Genomic DNA, 15,034 nt, shown 5'->3' on the forward strand with positions numbered 1-15,034 from the left:
TTGATCTTCGTTAAAACTGGACCGTGTATTATCTCACCCACTGGTACCCTAAAACATAGTTTAACGCTACTAATTTTGTACTACCAAACACAAGCATCATGAACAATACAACACCAATAGCACAATTAATTACCCGCCTTGCACTTGGCATCGGCTTTATTTTGCCGGTTATGGATAGGTTAGGTTTAATGGGCGCACCGGGCTCAAAAGGTGTAACCTGGGGCGATTGGCAACATTTTGTATCTTATACGAATACTTTAGTCCCTTTTTTAAACAACTCGCTGGCTGGTATTATGGGTCTTATAGCTACCATTGCCGAGGCGGTATTTGGTATATGCCTTATTGTTGGCTTCAAAATTAAATGGATGGCATTAGGGGCAGCCTTTCTTACCCTCACGTTCGGGCTATGTATGGCGGCATTTATTAATGTTGGCGCACCGTTTGGCTATCCTGTTTTTGTATTTACCGGAGCGGCGCTGTTGCTGGCTAATGTAAGTTACTACAAATGGAGTATTGACAGTCTTAATCTTAAAGCCTTGTAATAAATATCTACGGCCAAGCCGATCCAGTTAAAAGAATACCAACATGCAATACAGAAGAGTACAAACCAAAGCTGATATTGAATTTTGTAAAGAAGCGATATTGGCATTCCGCACAAACTTAAATGCAGATACCGTTGTGAATGAAGTTTTTGAAATGATCAGTAAAGAAGGCTTCGAACTGATCTATATCTCATCAGATGATAATAAGAAAGCGATAGCATTCACCGGCTACAGAGTAATACGCATGTTGCGTACAGGCCCTATTATTTATATTGATGACCTATATACCTTGCCCGAAGTCAGAGGAAAAGGCTATGCAGGCGCCTTGCTTGATCATGTTGCTGAACAAGCAACAAAAAACGGCATAAATGCCATTCATTTAGATAGCGGTTATGCTTTGCACACGGCGCACCGCTTGTATTTAAATAAGGGTTACGTTTTAGCATGTAATCATTTTGCCAGGCAAATAGCATAAAAGGTATGAAAAAAAAGTTCGTATCAAACTCGCAGGAATCTGTAAGGATGTTCAAAAGCGACTTATTAGAAAGTCTTTCAAAAGTGCATTTTACCGTACCCATTTATATTTTCGGCCCTGTTATAGGCTATGGTTTTTACACTGCTTTTAGCATGGATAAATCACTTTTATATGTTGCAAGCGAAGTTATAGCAGGCCTTTTTGTATGGACCTTTACCGAATATGTAATGCACCGTTATCTGTTCCATTTTAAACCAACGGGCAAGATTGGCGAAAGACTGCATTTTATTTTTCATGGTGTGCACCATGATTATCCCAGCGATAAGCGCCGATTGGTTATGCCGCCTTCGGTAAGTATTCCGCTTGCGCTTGGCTTTTATTACCTGTACCGGTTAATTATCCCTGCCGAATACTTTTGGGGGTTCTTTTCGGCCTTTTTATCCGGTTATCTCGTTTACGATATCGGGCATTATGCCATGCATCATTTCAACTTTAAAAACGGATTGTTTAAGAAAATAAAACAACACCATATGCTGCACCACTACCAACAGCCCGAAAAAGGTTATGGTGTTAGTTCGCCGTTGTGGGATAAAATATTCGATTCGGGCTTTAAACGCAAAGCGTAAAATTCAGGTCTTCTTTTATATTGTTTAATAATTAGCCTTTCCTGCATTAAGCAGGACGGGCTTTTTTAATTAACGGTTGAAATTAGTATCAATTTCCCGTAACAAAACCATATCCTATTCCGTAAAAAACGATAGCTGTTAAAATGTCAATTCATCCGACCGGTATCGTTATTTAAATGGGAGTAGAACTATCTTTAATATGTGGTGATCAGTATTCACCCCGCACCAATAATAATTTTCTTTGGAAGAGCTTTAAATGCGTCGGCGAACAATTAACCGATATTACCAGCGATGTAAAGCTGATAGCAGCTATGGGCGACCTCTACTACCTGTTGCACCAACAAGGAAAAATACACGCCAATAACGAAATAGCATCACGCAGGGTTTACCAGATATTAAATACCGAAGCAGTAAATACCGTATCCGCGCTGATAGAAAAGCTGAAACTTACCAAAACCGTACCCGCCAATCCCTTAATAAAAAGAAACACATTAGTTTATTACCCCGAGTTTTTAAGGTCTGTTAAAGATCACCCTGAAAAATGGAAAGCCGCGCTTGCCCGCCGTAAGGATAATACCGAGATAAAAGCCCTCACCCGCCAGATCACCCTTCACCGTGCCGAGATAATGCGGATCATAGATTTCGCAAGGATCTAAAAACACTTATTAAAATATAAAGTCTATAGTATTTGTATAGATTTATATTTTCTCTATATTTGCTGGCGCTGCAACATGCAGTATATATTAATGCTTAGCAAAACACAAATAACCATCATGCGCTCCATGCGAATGCCCCTGCTACCAGAGGTGATGTGTTGTTGTATGTAAGTATTTCTCCTCTCCTCCTGCGCGGCCTGCAAAATGGCTATTGCTCAATCTCCTTACTGTTAAAAGAATAAAACGTAAATACACGTGAATAAGAACTTCCTGGTGGTTATCGCCTTAAACGTGATCACATTATTATATAGCTCATGGAACAAGTTAAGCCATCAAATAGCCTTGCTGGTTAACAAGCTTGCTGTAACGGCTAATTTGAGCGCGGTTTCCAATTTATCGGTAACCAAGCATAGCCTTGTTGTAAACGGCAGCAGTTTAAGCTATGAGTCGAAAGCGGGATACATGCCGGTGAATGGCAAGGATGGCAAACCGGCGGCCAATATATTTTACGTGGCTTATTCGGCCAATAATACTGCCGCTAATAAAGTACCTCGACCGGTTACTTTTGTATTTAACGGCGGACCGGGTTCATCGGCAATATGGCTGCATTTGGGTGCTATGGGACCTATAAGGGTTGCCTTTAAAAATGATAAAGGCGATGCCCCTGCCCCGCCCTACCGTTATGAAGATAATGATGGCAGCTGGCTGCAATTTACCGATCTTGTTTTTATCGACCCGGTTTCTACAGGTTACAGCCGCCCGGCAAAGGGTGTTGATGCTAAGCAGTTTTATGGTTATAATGAGGATATTAAATCGGTAGGTGAATTTATACGCCTGTACATTGAGCAAAACAACCGTTGGGGTAGCCCTAAATTTATAGCGGGCGAAAGTTATGGCGCGGCACGGGCTGTGGGTTTGGCGGGTTATCTGCAAAACCATTACAATATGTACCTTAACGGCATTACGCTTATTTCGCCTGCGCTGAATTATCAGCTCATCAACTTTCAACCGGGTAACGAGAGCCCTTATATACATTACCTGCCATCGTACGCGGTGGCGGCACAGTACCATAATCGCTTGTCGCCCGAGTTAAAAAAACTTACGCCCGATCAGCTGATCAAAAGGACTTCGGCATTCTCAAAACGCTTGTACGCTTACTTTTTAAATGAGGGCGATGCGGCATCACCACAATTAACACAACAAGTGATTGATTCTTTGCATTACTACACAGGTTTAAGTAAAGAATACATCCGCAAAGTAAACGGTCGAATTACCGACAGCCGTTTTACCAATCAACTGCTTAACAGCAACGATAAAACTATCGGTTCGTTTGACAGCCGTTTCAGCGGTGATAACCTGAGCGACAACCAAGCCATATCGTACGACCCCAGCGAAACCAATTTAAAGGGTTTATTTGTTTCGGCATTCAATACTTATGCGGATAACAGCCTGCATTACAAGAACGATTTAAGCTATGAAGCCACCAGTCGCCCCGATAGCTGGAACTACGCGCCGGTTGCTGTGAACCGTTACCTGGATGTATCCGAAGCATTAAAAACTGCCATGACCAAAAACCCGAACCTTAAAGTGAGCATAGCCTGTGGATATTACGACCTGTCGACACCTGTGAGCACTACCGAATACGTGGTAAGCCATTTAGGCTTAAACGCGGCTTTACGTAAAAACATCAGCATTAATTATTACAAGGCTGGCCACATGGTTTATATCAGCAAATCGGCCAATGCCAAATTTAAGGCTGATGGCGAAAAGTTTTATCAAAGTGCATTACCTCAAATCAATTGATCATGAAAAAGAAAATCCTGTTATCTGTATTGTTCATTTTACTGGCGTGGAACTTTAAAGGCTTCGCACAAACTGCACCGGTACAATCGGCTCCAATAACTATCGAGAACTATTACAAAATTAAATGGGGGCATGCCGAAGAATTTATCACCCTTTGGAAGAAGAATCATTACCCTCTGCTTAAAAAACTACAGGAAAAAGGCGACGTGATTAGCATAAAAGCGGAAGCGCCCATTTTACACAGCAGCGAAGATAGCCGCTGGGATTTTAAAGTGACGCTTACCTTTAAAACCGAGCATCTTGCATTTGATTACAGCATTGTTGACCCGTTTAAAAAGCAACTCTATCCCGATCAGGATAGTTATAAAAAAGAAGAGCAGCAACGGTTTGAATTAGTGCTTGCGCATTGGGATGTTCCGGTTGAAAGTATCCCGCTAAAATAATTCTTTTGTTGCTGCCTTTAAGGCTTAATCATGAGCTGCCTTATCAATCGGGCAACGCTTCTACTTTTACATTATCCATTTTAGCAATGGTGTTATAGGCCCTGAAGCCGATAGCGCCATTGTTAAATTCAGCATCCCGGAAGGTAACTACTGGTGTGTTATCTTCACCTGCAAACACTTTAAATTCGCCGCCCCTTGCCTCTACACGGATGTGGCACCATTTATCGGCAGCTATATTTTTACCGGCAGATGCAATTGGCGTGTAGCGTTGATTGGCTACCTTACCAGCCTCTACCCTGTTCGCGCCCGCGTTAATACCTATATAATAGCCCTGAAAATTATTGGCTCCCGGCGCGGGGTTTGATACCCTGAATATTAAACCTGCATTACCTTTTGAAGTAACGGCGACATCGGCCTCATAAACAAAGTTTTTGAAACTGGCACCCGGCACTACAATTTTAGGGCCTTGCGCGCCATCGCCCGAACCAGCGTTTGAGCCGGATACCAAAGCGCCATCGCGCACGTACCAACCGCCGCCATAATATACCCAGCCTAACATTTCGCCTTTATCAAAATTGGCCGAATAGCTTTGCTTAGCCGGTGCCGGTTTGCCTATTTGCGGAAAACAAGAGATACGGATATTTTCGGTACCGTAAGGCACCAGGCTCACTTCTTCGGTTTTTTGATCGCTTAAAAGCGGTCCGTAAGGTACATCAAACGAGTACATGCCATTGTAGGCTACCGTCCAGTTAGGTAATTTTTGAGCTTTTACTTTTAGCGTAACAGGCTGTTTTTGCGCGTCGAAAGGATTTTCGGGCATGGCAGCCGTTTCTACTTTTACCGAGTTTTTGATGTTGGCAGTATCTAATAAAAGGCCATAGTTCCAGGCGCTCTTCGGGAATACTTCATAATCGTGAAAGCCTTTTACAGCATGCTCTTGCCTCGAAAAATATTCGGCATCCAGCTTAAGCGCGTACACTAACGGACCGCGTTCTATACTCACCGAGTTATTTACCTGCGCGCTGCTGCTCAATTCCATCGGGAAGTGCAGTACTACTTCATCTTTGTCTTTCCACTGCCTGTTCAACGAAAATATCTCGCCTGTTTTAATGCCGCTAACTTTAGCGCCGTTAACCGTAACCGAGGCATTTTTACACCAGCCCGGTATCCGTAACTTTAACGGGAACGCGGCTCCTTTGGCAAGTTTAATACGCAGAGTTATTTTATCGTTAAAAGGATAATCGGTTTCTTCGGTGATATTAACTTTTGTATTGCCGGCAACGGTAGCGTTCACCACTACCGGGGCATAAGCTATAATAGCCAAACCGCCATCGGGTGTTGCAGCCCAGCTGTTTTTTACAAAATACGGCCAGCCCATGTGCATGTTATAACGGCAGCACCCCATCCCCGAATACGGGCTCAACAGTATACCGCCAATATAATCCTGGTTGAAAGACAGATCGCCATATTTACAAAAAACCTGGTTAGGCATGGTATAGTAAAGGTGCTCCTTAATATCGCGGCTAAACTGCGCCGGTAAATTATTGAAGGCTATCTTCTCTAAACGGTCGCCTATGGTGGCATCGTGCAATACACGTGCTGCTGTTTCCAAGCTTTGCATCCACTCAACCACGGTACAGGTTTCGGTACCTTGCGCCGAGCTTTTACCCGCCAAAAACTCCGTGCCCGAACCTATCCCCGCAGGCTGTCCATGATCACGCATCAAGTGTTCAATGCCTTTACGCATGGCCTCTTTATCATAAGCACTGCCTGTTAACTCATATTTTAATGCCGGGAACTTAAGCGCCTGCCCAACACTTACCATGTGTTTGGTATGAAAATCATCGCCTAAATAAAAGAACTGGTTATTGGTATAAATATCCGTCCACGGGTAGGCTTGTTTAACCAAAACATCGGCCAGTTGCAGTAATGATTTGTCGCCGGTTTTGTTGTATAACCAAGTAACTATCTCAATATTGTCACCCGTGCGCGATCTGCTCCATTCGCTAAGCGGCTTGGCGGGCAGGTTTTGCAGTTCATACTTAAAGTAACGTGTAAAAAAGCCTATCACGCGCTTATCGCCGGTAGCTTCATAATAATCGCGGATGGCATACATCATCGGCATGCGCGGCCACCAGTCAGTCATTCCTTCCGGGCCAAAACAGCCATTAGCCTGCTGATGGTCTAATGTCCAGTTGATCCATTTTTCTGCCTTTGTTTTTAGCGCGGCATCATCAAGAGTATAGGCCAGCGCCACCAAACCTTTAACATAATAAGGTACCCGCTCCCAGCCGCTGCCTTTACCGCCCAACCAGTCGGACCCGGCACCAAGGTTTTCATTTTCGGCATAAAGCTCCTCGGCATGTCCGGTAGCCCCATCACGCTGTAACTCCAATTGTTTCAATAACCAGCCTTTTGCCTTGATACTGCCCAAGGGTAGCTCAACGTAGCTGCCGGGAGTTAAAGGGGCTTTATTGAAGCTGTATACAGATTTGCTTTTTTGCGCGAACGCGGTACACGAAACAAATAATGAAAACGTAAGGAAAAATTTGATGCTGTTAGATGCAGGCATTATTGGTTATGGTATTTATTGGTGATGATAAAAACACGGCACATTGTTGTAAACTATGTAGCCGGTCAGCTTTTTACGCACCTAATGTAAGTATAATTATACAGTTTTTATTGCCGATATATGGTTTTTCGGCAAGCTAAATCGGTAATTTACCGTGATGGTAATATCTTTAACTATGGGGTAATTAGTCGCCCATATCTGTAGTAAATGATAGCAATGTACTATATTCGTTGCATGGCTGTTACTTTAAAACGAACCAATAGCGCTGATGCCGACTTTCAAATGCTGATAAAAGAACTCGACCTTGACCTGCGCGAACGCAACGGCGAAATGATGGATATTTATGATCAGCACAATAAAATAGCCCCGATAGACACTGTTGTTATAGCTTACCTGGATAATGAACCGGCCGGTTGCGGCTGCTTTAAAATATTTGACGATAGCACCATTGAGGTAAAACGCATGTTTGTACGCAAAAATGCCCGCGGCAAACGGATCAGTTCGTTAGTATTGGCCGAACTTGAAAACTGGGCCAAAGAATTAGGTTATTCAATCGCCGTGCTCGAAACCGGTTCAATACAATTTGAGGCGCAAGCGCTCTATCAAAAAGCGGGATATGACCGTATAGCGGCATACGGGCCATACATAGGCCTGCCGGATAGTTTATGTTATAAGAAAGTTTTGGGTGACTGATAGATAATTAATAGAAGATATTAATTAAGAAATAAACATAATCCAACGGCAACTCTATCCGAATCACCGTTGGATAATAATACTTATTTTAGAAAGAAATCCAGTAATGCTTTCTGCACCTGCGCGGTTTGTTCCTGAAATACGCAGTGGCCCGAATCTTTTATGATGGACTCCTGCACGTTGTTGGCTACCAGTTTAGAGTGTGCCGCCAAAAATGCACCCGCGAAATGGTCAGATCCCATGGCCAGCAATGGCATTGGCAATTTATGTCTGGCAAATAGCACATTGTCTTTTGCATCGTTATTAAATTCGCCAAACCAATGGAACGCGCCGGTTGTAGCGCCGGGTACCGAGTAAGCCCTGATGAATTCGTTCTTTTCGGCTTGGGTAAAGGAGTTGTTTTTAAACCCAACAGTTGGCCAAAAATCAGTGAAGAACAGCCCCACTTTGCCCGATACCAATTCGCCTGAATGAGGCTGCGCAAAAAAACCGAACCACCAGGCTTGTGATTTTACCTGACTCCAAACCGGCTCAATACCCGGCAGCAAGGCATCCATTAAGGCAAGTTTTTTAACTTCCGTTGGGAACTGAGCGGCATAAGCATATGCAACCATCAGGCCTATATCATGCCCTGCGAGGTTGATGTGCTGATAGCCCAGTTTTTTCATCAACTCGTGCATATCTACTGCCATATTCTTTTTACCGTAACCACCGGCCGGTTTGCCCGATTCGCCAACACCACGCAAATCGGGTGCTATCACGGTAAAGTGTTTGGAAAGCTCGGGTAGCAGGCGGTTCCACATATACCAGTTTTGACCGAAACCATGTACTAATAATAAAGGCTCGCCTTTGCCGCCAATAACGTAATGGATCTTTACATTGTTAACCACGGCATATTGATCTTTAAAGCCTGCGGGTGGCGTTGCAGGTTTAACAGTAGCCGCGAAACTTAGGGTAGTTAATAATGTGAACAGGGCAATTAATGCCAGTTGGGTGATTTGTTTTATTGTTTTCATGATTTTGATTTGTTTGTTATGATGTGTAATTAATGTTGTTATGTTGGTGGTCTAAGTATTAAAGGGTATTGATCCAATTGAGGATGTAGGCTGCCTTTTCTTCCCATTCGGGTTGGCCCAGCACAAAGTGGTTGGCGTTATCAAACTCCTTATAATCCGTTACCGAATTGGCATCCCGGTATTTTTTGAAGTTGGAGTAATTGAGCGAAGCAGGTATAAAATTATCCTTGCCCCCTGCCAAAAATAAAAGCGGCACATGCGGAACACTGAAATCTATTTTGGCTGCTTTAGTGATCGCATCGCGTACAACCAGTTTTGATTCGGGTGTAAGCAGGTTATAATAAGCCTCTTTCTGCTCGTCGTACCCCATGCCATTGGTAAAAGCGTATTGCCACTCGCGGAACGACATCAGGTAGGATTTTTTGGCAGATGTAAAAAAGCCCAACGGTCCCCAGCCTGCCTTATAAAAAGAGTATTTAAAGGTCATCACCCCCTGCGGTTGCAGCGAATGGATGGCTATGCCTGCTTCGGCAAGTCCGCGTTGTACCAGTAGCTGAGTAATAAGGCCGCCCATTGAATGGCCTATCAGTATCGGTTTTTCGGGTAATTGCTGTACAATGTTGGCGTAATACTCGGTCAGGTCGGCCAGGCGCTGGCTTGCTATAGCCGCATCGGGATGCCTTTTTCTGAGCGTACATGCATCCGCGTTTTTATGAGGCCATGCGGGGGCGATGGTTTTATAGCCATTAGCTCCAAAAAACAGTTTCCAGTTATCCCAGCTTGATGCGCCTACAAATGCTCCCGTAATAAATACTATAGTTTTAGAAGCGGTAGCTGCTGTTTGTTTATTTTGTGTGTACATATTCGTAAATTTGATATGACCACCATAAACAACAGGAATACCATTTTTGCAAATAACTGATATACAGATAATTAATTCATAAGCCCATATCCAGATTACTTTATGTCGTTATCTTACGCTAAAAAGGGACGAAATAAAGCAACCGGGAAAATTATACAATAAGGTGCCATTATTTAGCCGATGACGATATATCGCCATCAATTATGATATAAAGTAAAGGCTTGTTCCGAAAGATACATAATTCGCTAATTAACAACACCTTATATTTAAGGAACATATTTTGAACTATACTGCGCATGCAAGTAACGCGATAATGAATAAGATAAGCTATACCCTATTATTCGTATTTTTCCTTTTATCATTATTGTATTTACCTGCTTTTTCACAGGCGCCACAAACTGCCATAAAGAGTATAGGTGACGGGTACATGGCATCGGCCAAAACATGGACACTTAAAAATGACAGCGTTAAATGCAACGCCGATGTGCGCAAAGCTATAGCAGCATATTTAAAAAACGGACAAACACGTGATGCCGCCGAAGCCTACCTTAAGTTAGAAGAGTATTACAACTTTTTTCATGGCCCAGGCTACGGTCCGAGGATAGCCTATTATGAAAAAGCGCTGGCACTGTTTACAAGCGTACAGGTTAATGACAGGGCTGCCGCTACACTTAAAATACTGGGCGATTTTTACCAGATAGAGGGTAATTTTCCTAAATCGATAGTGGCTTTGAAAAGTTCGCTGCATTTATATCAATCATTAAAAAAACAAGATGACCTACAAGGTTTGTATGACCTGATAGGAACTGTTAGCGCGCAATTAGGAAAGTATGGGGAAGCCATAGAATACGGCCTGCTGGCAGTTAGGGCCGCGGAGGCAGCCGGAGATACCTCATCATTACAGCTAAGCACCACGCTAAACCGTATGGGTACCACTTACTACACCATTAAGCAATATGACAGGGCTCTTATTTATTTTAAAAAGTCGTTGGCGGTAGCGCAAAAAAACAACGATGTTGATTATGTGATATTGCTGGCCTATAACACGGCTAATACATTAAAGATACTGCACCGGCCACAGGAAGGTTACGCGCTAATGAAAAAAATGGCACGCCTGTACCAACCTAAGCAACTGGCGAACAGGGTGCTTGTGAATACATCGTACCTTAACATGCTGGTTGCGGCAAAAAGTTTTGGCCCTGGCCGCGGCTTTTGCGATACGCTAATACGTTTATCATCATTAGTTGGTCCGGATGATAGGAACCAGGCGCTGCTACAACAAACAATAGCCTTGTATTTTATGGCTGTAAAAGATTATAAGCAAGCCCGGATACATGCTGACAATTATGAGGCAATGGGCAAAAAGACTGCTAATAAGGATGCTTTGCTCAATGCTTACCGAACCCAATATCAAATTGATTCGCTGGCCGGTGATGAAGTGAACGAATTAAAGAATTTCAAAAAATACACCACTCTGAAAGATGTATTGTTTAACGAAAAAACAACCAAGCAAATAGCCCAGCTGGAGATAATGCATGACATGGAGAAAAAAAAGCAGGAAATAAAAGTAAAAGAAACGAATATTAAAGCCCTGCAAAAACAAACACAATTACAAAACAGCAATATAAAGCAACAGGCTACCTTGCAAAAGCTAAGTGTAGGCGGCCTTATACTGCTTGCCTTATTACTTGGGCTTAGCTATAACCGGTATTTATTGAAGCAAAGGGTAAACAGGCAGTTGCAGGTACAACAATCAGAGATTAACCTGAAGAACCGCTCGTTAACCAACCTGATCACCGAGAAGGATGGTTTGCTTGAAGAAAAGGAATGGCTGATGAAAGAGATCCATCACCGGGTAAAGAACAACCTGCAAATAGTGATCAGCTTGCTGAACACCCAATCATCCTACCTTAACGATGATGTGGCTTATAAAGCCATCAGGGAAAGCCAGCACCGCATGCAATCCATCTCGCTTATTCATCAAAAGCTCTACCAGTCTGAAAATATGGCATTGGTAAGTATGCCCGCTTACATCAGCGACCTTATTCAATATTTAAGCGACAGTTTCGATATTGCCCCGCGCATCAGGTTCGAGATGGATATAGCCCCTGTTGAGCTGGATGTAACCAAATCTGTTCCGTTGGGCCTTATTTTAAACGAGGCTATCACCAATTCAATAAAGTATGCTTTTACTGAGGATGGCGACGGAATTATATACATCGCCTTGCGCGAATGCAGCGAGAATAATTACGAACTAACCATACGCGATAACGGCAGAGGGCTTACCGAAAACATCGATCTATCAAAAAGCAGAACCCTGGGCATGAGCCTTATGCGCGGCCTGAGCAAACAACTGAGCGGCACCTTCGCTGTAAAAAACGATGATGGGATAGCCATCATTATCAACTTTACCAACGAAAAACGCCTTATAGCATAAACATTGATCAACCTATTATCATGACTAAAAAAATACTAATTGTAGAAGACGAATTTATTGTAGCCAACGATCTTGCTATTATGCTGGAGAAAGCCGGTTATGATGTTTGCGACATTGCCGATTCGGTAGAAGAAGCCCGCGAGATCATAGCACGCCAAAAACCGCAGCTGGTATTGCTCGATATTCATTTAAAAGGCACGCTAACGGGTATCGATTTGGCTAAACAACTGGTTGATGAGCAAATAGCCTTTGTTTACCTGTCGGCCAATTCAAACCAAAAAATTTTGGAGGAAGCCAAAGCCACACAGCCCTACGGCTTTATGGTTAAGCCTTTTCGCGAAAAGGATGTGCTGGTAAGCCTTGAAATTGCCCAATACCTGCACGAGCAAAGCATGTTAACCAAACGTGCCAACGAGCAATTACTGCAAAGCGCGCTTGCCGATATATTGGCCGAACCTACCGAATGGAGCCATAAATTTTTGAAAATAGCCAAAACGATACAACCTTACGTGCCCTTTGATTATTTGGCCGTAGGGATGAAAAACCTGGATAGCCTGCCGTATGATGGCATCAGTTTTTTGCGCACCAGTTTTAACGATTATCAGGTGATCGGGTTTGATGAACTGATGAACATTTCGGGCATGAAAAAGGCCGAACTGCTGAAGTTGCAGGAACCCACTACCGACGATACCTTTTCGGCACTTTACAATGACGACGACTTTGTGGCACGCTGCAAGGAAAATGCAGCCAAACGGTTTGTATCGCGCGTGTTTCAAATGCGATCAAACCTGGTGATGTATATACCCGTTACCGGGCGACCGGGCTTTACCTTTTCGTTCTACAGCCGTAAAAGTGATATTTATACCAACCGGCACCTCGCGCTTGTAAACAAATTGCAAAGATCGCTCTCGCTTACCTTCGACGGATTGCTGGCAAACCACAAAATAACCAAACCCGCCGAACCTGCAATAAAAGCAAGAGCCACCACGCAGCAAATGCTGCAAAAAGGCTTTGACGGCATGATAGGCAGCAGCCATCTTCTACTAACAGCCTTTGATCACCTTACACTGGTTGCCCCTATGGAAACTTCCGTTTTAATACTCGGCGAAAGCGGTACAGGCAAAGAACGGTTTGCACGGTCTATCCATTCAAGGTCATCGCGCAGCAAAAAACAACTCGTTGTGGTTAATTGCGCAGCACTGCCTACACATCTGATAGAGTCGGAACTGTTCGGCCACGAAAAGGGTGCTTTTACCGGCGCGGTTGAAAAGCGCATAGGCAAGTTTGAACAGGCATCGGGCGGAACCATTTTTTTGGATGAAATAGGTGAACTCCCTTTAGAAGCGCAATCAAAACTATTACGCGTATTACAGGAAAAAGAGATAGAAAGGCTTGGCGGCAAAGAAACCGTTAAGGTTGATGTACGCGTAATTGCCGCTACCAACTGCAACTTGGAAAAAGAGGTGGCCGCCGGTAAATTCAGGCTCGATCTTTATTATCGCCTGAATATTTTCCCGATAGTACTTCCTTCGCTTAGAGAACGGAAGGAAGACATACCCGAACTGGCCGAATTTTTTGTGCGAAAGTACGCGGAACGGGCAGGCAAAGAGGGCATGACCTTATCGCCGCAGGCCCTGAGCGACCTTTCCTACTATCACTGGCCCGGCAATGTGCGCGAACTGGAGCACCTTATTGAGCGTAACGTATTGCTAAACCGCGGCAATGTGATTGAGAAGGTAAATTTACCATTGGCAAAAGTTGACCAGGAAGCCCCCACGGCTGACGGCGCCAGGGTAAAAACCATTGATGATAACGAACGGGAGTATATTTTGAGCATACTTAAAAAATGTAACGGGCGCATTTCCGGTCCGGGCGGCGCGGCCGAACTGCTCGACGTTCCCTCAACTACCTTAAATTCAAAAATGAAACGGCTGGGCATTACCCGCAAGCACGCGACAGACTAAAAAATGAACAATTACACTTTCAACAAACAAAGGCCCTGATTTATGCAGGGCCTTTATTTGTTATTACTACGAGAGTTGGTTTATTTAATGCGGTAGCCAACACCAATGCCAATCACCCATGGCCTGATTTTAACGTTGGCATCAATATTTTGCAATACAGGGGCCAAAGCAGGGCTGCCGGCGGGAGTTAAATTAGCAGCATTAACCGTAGCCGTGGTTGATAATAATAGTTTTTTCAGATCAATATTTATGAACACATTTTTACTGATATCATAGTCGATACCGGCCTGCGCCGCAAATGCAAACTTATTTTTATAGGAAATATCTTTTACAACCGGCCCCTTATCGGCATTATAAAAAATGGTGTAATTAACCCCGGCACCTATATATGGTTTAAACGTAGTGCCGGTAGGCAAATGGTATTGCAATGTAAGCGTAGGTGGCAATAGCCATACTTTACCAAGATCAACATCGGCGGCAGTACTGCCGCCAATAGCCGTTAAATCCGATCCTTTAGTTTTCACTTTGTGCTTTGAAGTACCAAGTATCAGTTCGGCAGAAAAATTGTTAGCAAAGAAGTACGTAATATCAAGCTCGGGTACATAAGCATTAGTAATATTGACATCTCCGCCGATAACGCCAATGGCTGCTTTTTCATGTGGTAATATCCCGATAGCCCTGAGGCGGATATTCCATTCATTTTTTTCCTGGGCAAAGCCGGTTAACCCACTGAATAAGCATAGGGCAAGTACATAGAGTTTTAAATTTTTCATAACTATATCATTTGAATTATTCATCAAATGTATAGGGAGGCTTACAGGGCCGCAATGATGATAAACAGCTGAAATATTGATTGGCATCACTGCCAAATCAACCGGACTAATTTAACATACAGGCAGACGAACACCGTAGTATTTTCGGGTGAAAAAAGAATGCTAAATATCG

At 43.5% G+C, this 15,034-nt stretch carries 13 protein-coding genes; 9 read left to right on the top strand and 4 right to left on the bottom strand.

Translation table 11 applies throughout. From position 1 onward, the window contains the following. Positions 1-98 precede the first annotated feature (98 nt). From ABD894_RS03660 to ABD894_RS03685, 6 genes are all read left to right on the top strand, one after another. Positions 99-542 (top strand): hypothetical protein, encoded by a 444-nt coding sequence (locus tag ABD894_RS03660; protein ID WP_345209634.1) that lies wholly within the window; start codon positions 99-101, stop codon positions 540-542. 43 nt (positions 543-585) lie between these two features. Beyond that, positions 586-1,017, top strand: a complete 432-nt coding sequence (locus ABD894_RS03665; RefSeq protein ID WP_345209635.1) for a GNAT family N-acetyltransferase — start codon at positions 586-588, stop codon at positions 1,015-1,017. A 5-nt stretch (positions 1,018-1,022) separates the two neighbouring features. Next, positions 1,023-1,643, top strand: a complete 621-nt coding sequence (locus tag ABD894_RS03670) for a sterol desaturase family protein (RefSeq protein WP_345209636.1) — start codon at positions 1,023-1,025, stop codon at positions 1,641-1,643. Between the two features lie 176 nt (positions 1,644-1,819). Further along, positions 1,820-2,299, top strand: coding sequence for a hypothetical protein (locus ABD894_RS03675; RefSeq protein ID WP_345209637.1), 480 nt, complete (start codon positions 1,820-1,822; stop codon positions 2,297-2,299). Positions 2,300-2,554: 255 nt separating this feature from the next. After that, positions 2,555-4,102, top strand: coding sequence for a S10 family peptidase (locus ABD894_RS03680; protein ID WP_345209638.1), 1,548 nt, complete (start codon positions 2,555-2,557; stop codon positions 4,100-4,102). 2 nt (positions 4,103-4,104) lie between these two features. Next, positions 4,105-4,545 (top strand): hypothetical protein, encoded by a 441-nt coding sequence (locus ABD894_RS03685; protein ID WP_345209639.1) that lies wholly within the window; start codon positions 4,105-4,107, stop codon positions 4,543-4,545. A 43-nt stretch (positions 4,546-4,588) separates the two neighbouring features. On the opposite strand, the gene ABD894_RS03690 is transcribed toward ABD894_RS03685, so the two are convergent. Then, on the bottom strand, positions 4,589-7,117 hold the full coding sequence (locus ABD894_RS03690; RefSeq protein ID WP_345209640.1) for a beta-L-arabinofuranosidase domain-containing protein: 2,529 nt from the start codon (positions 7,115-7,117) through the stop codon (positions 4,589-4,591). 234 nt (positions 7,118-7,351) lie between these two features. Between ABD894_RS03690 and ABD894_RS03695 the strand changes: the two genes are divergently transcribed. Then, complete coding sequence (locus ABD894_RS03695) at positions 7,352-7,810, top strand: GNAT family N-acetyltransferase (protein WP_345209641.1); 459 nt, start codon at positions 7,352-7,354, stop codon at positions 7,808-7,810. 83 nt (positions 7,811-7,893) lie between these two features. Here the strand turns inward: ABD894_RS03695 and ABD894_RS03700 are convergent, their stop codons facing one another. Together ABD894_RS03700 and ABD894_RS03705 are read right to left on the bottom strand one after the other, a co-directional pair. Then, positions 7,894-8,826: an alpha/beta fold hydrolase gene (locus ABD894_RS03700; RefSeq protein WP_345209642.1), complete on the bottom strand. Its 933-nt coding sequence runs from the start codon at positions 8,824-8,826 to the stop codon at positions 7,894-7,896. Between the two features lie 58 nt (positions 8,827-8,884). Continuing rightward, the gene (locus tag ABD894_RS03705; RefSeq protein ID WP_345209643.1) at positions 8,885-9,688 is read right to left on the bottom strand and encodes an alpha/beta hydrolase; all 804 of its coding nucleotides are present in this window, start codon (positions 9,686-9,688) and stop codon (positions 8,885-8,887) included. Positions 9,689-10,001: 313 nt separating this feature from the next. Here ABD894_RS03705 and ABD894_RS03710 point away from each other — a divergent pair, with 313 nt between their 5' ends. Both ABD894_RS03710 and ABD894_RS03715 read left to right on the top strand, forming a co-directional pair. Next, complete coding sequence (locus ABD894_RS03710; protein ID WP_345209644.1) at positions 10,002-12,125, top strand: histidine kinase dimerization/phosphoacceptor domain -containing protein; 2,124 nt, start codon at positions 10,002-10,004, stop codon at positions 12,123-12,125. A 20-nt stretch (positions 12,126-12,145) separates the two neighbouring features. After that, positions 12,146-14,089, top strand: coding sequence for a sigma 54-interacting transcriptional regulator (locus ABD894_RS03715; protein ID WP_345209645.1), 1,944 nt, complete (start codon positions 12,146-12,148; stop codon positions 14,087-14,089). Positions 14,090-14,169: 80 nt separating this feature from the next. Here ABD894_RS03715 and ABD894_RS03720 read toward each other — a convergent pair whose 3' ends face one another. Continuing rightward, the gene (locus ABD894_RS03720; protein WP_345209646.1) at positions 14,170-14,862 is read right to left on the bottom strand and encodes an OmpW/AlkL family protein; all 693 of its coding nucleotides are present in this window, start codon (positions 14,860-14,862) and stop codon (positions 14,170-14,172) included. Positions 14,863-15,034: the final 172 nt, after the last annotated feature.

The organism is Mucilaginibacter gynuensis, assembly GCF_039541195.1.
Classification (GTDB): Bacteria; Bacteroidota; Bacteroidia; order Sphingobacteriales; family Sphingobacteriaceae; genus Mucilaginibacter; species Mucilaginibacter gynuensis.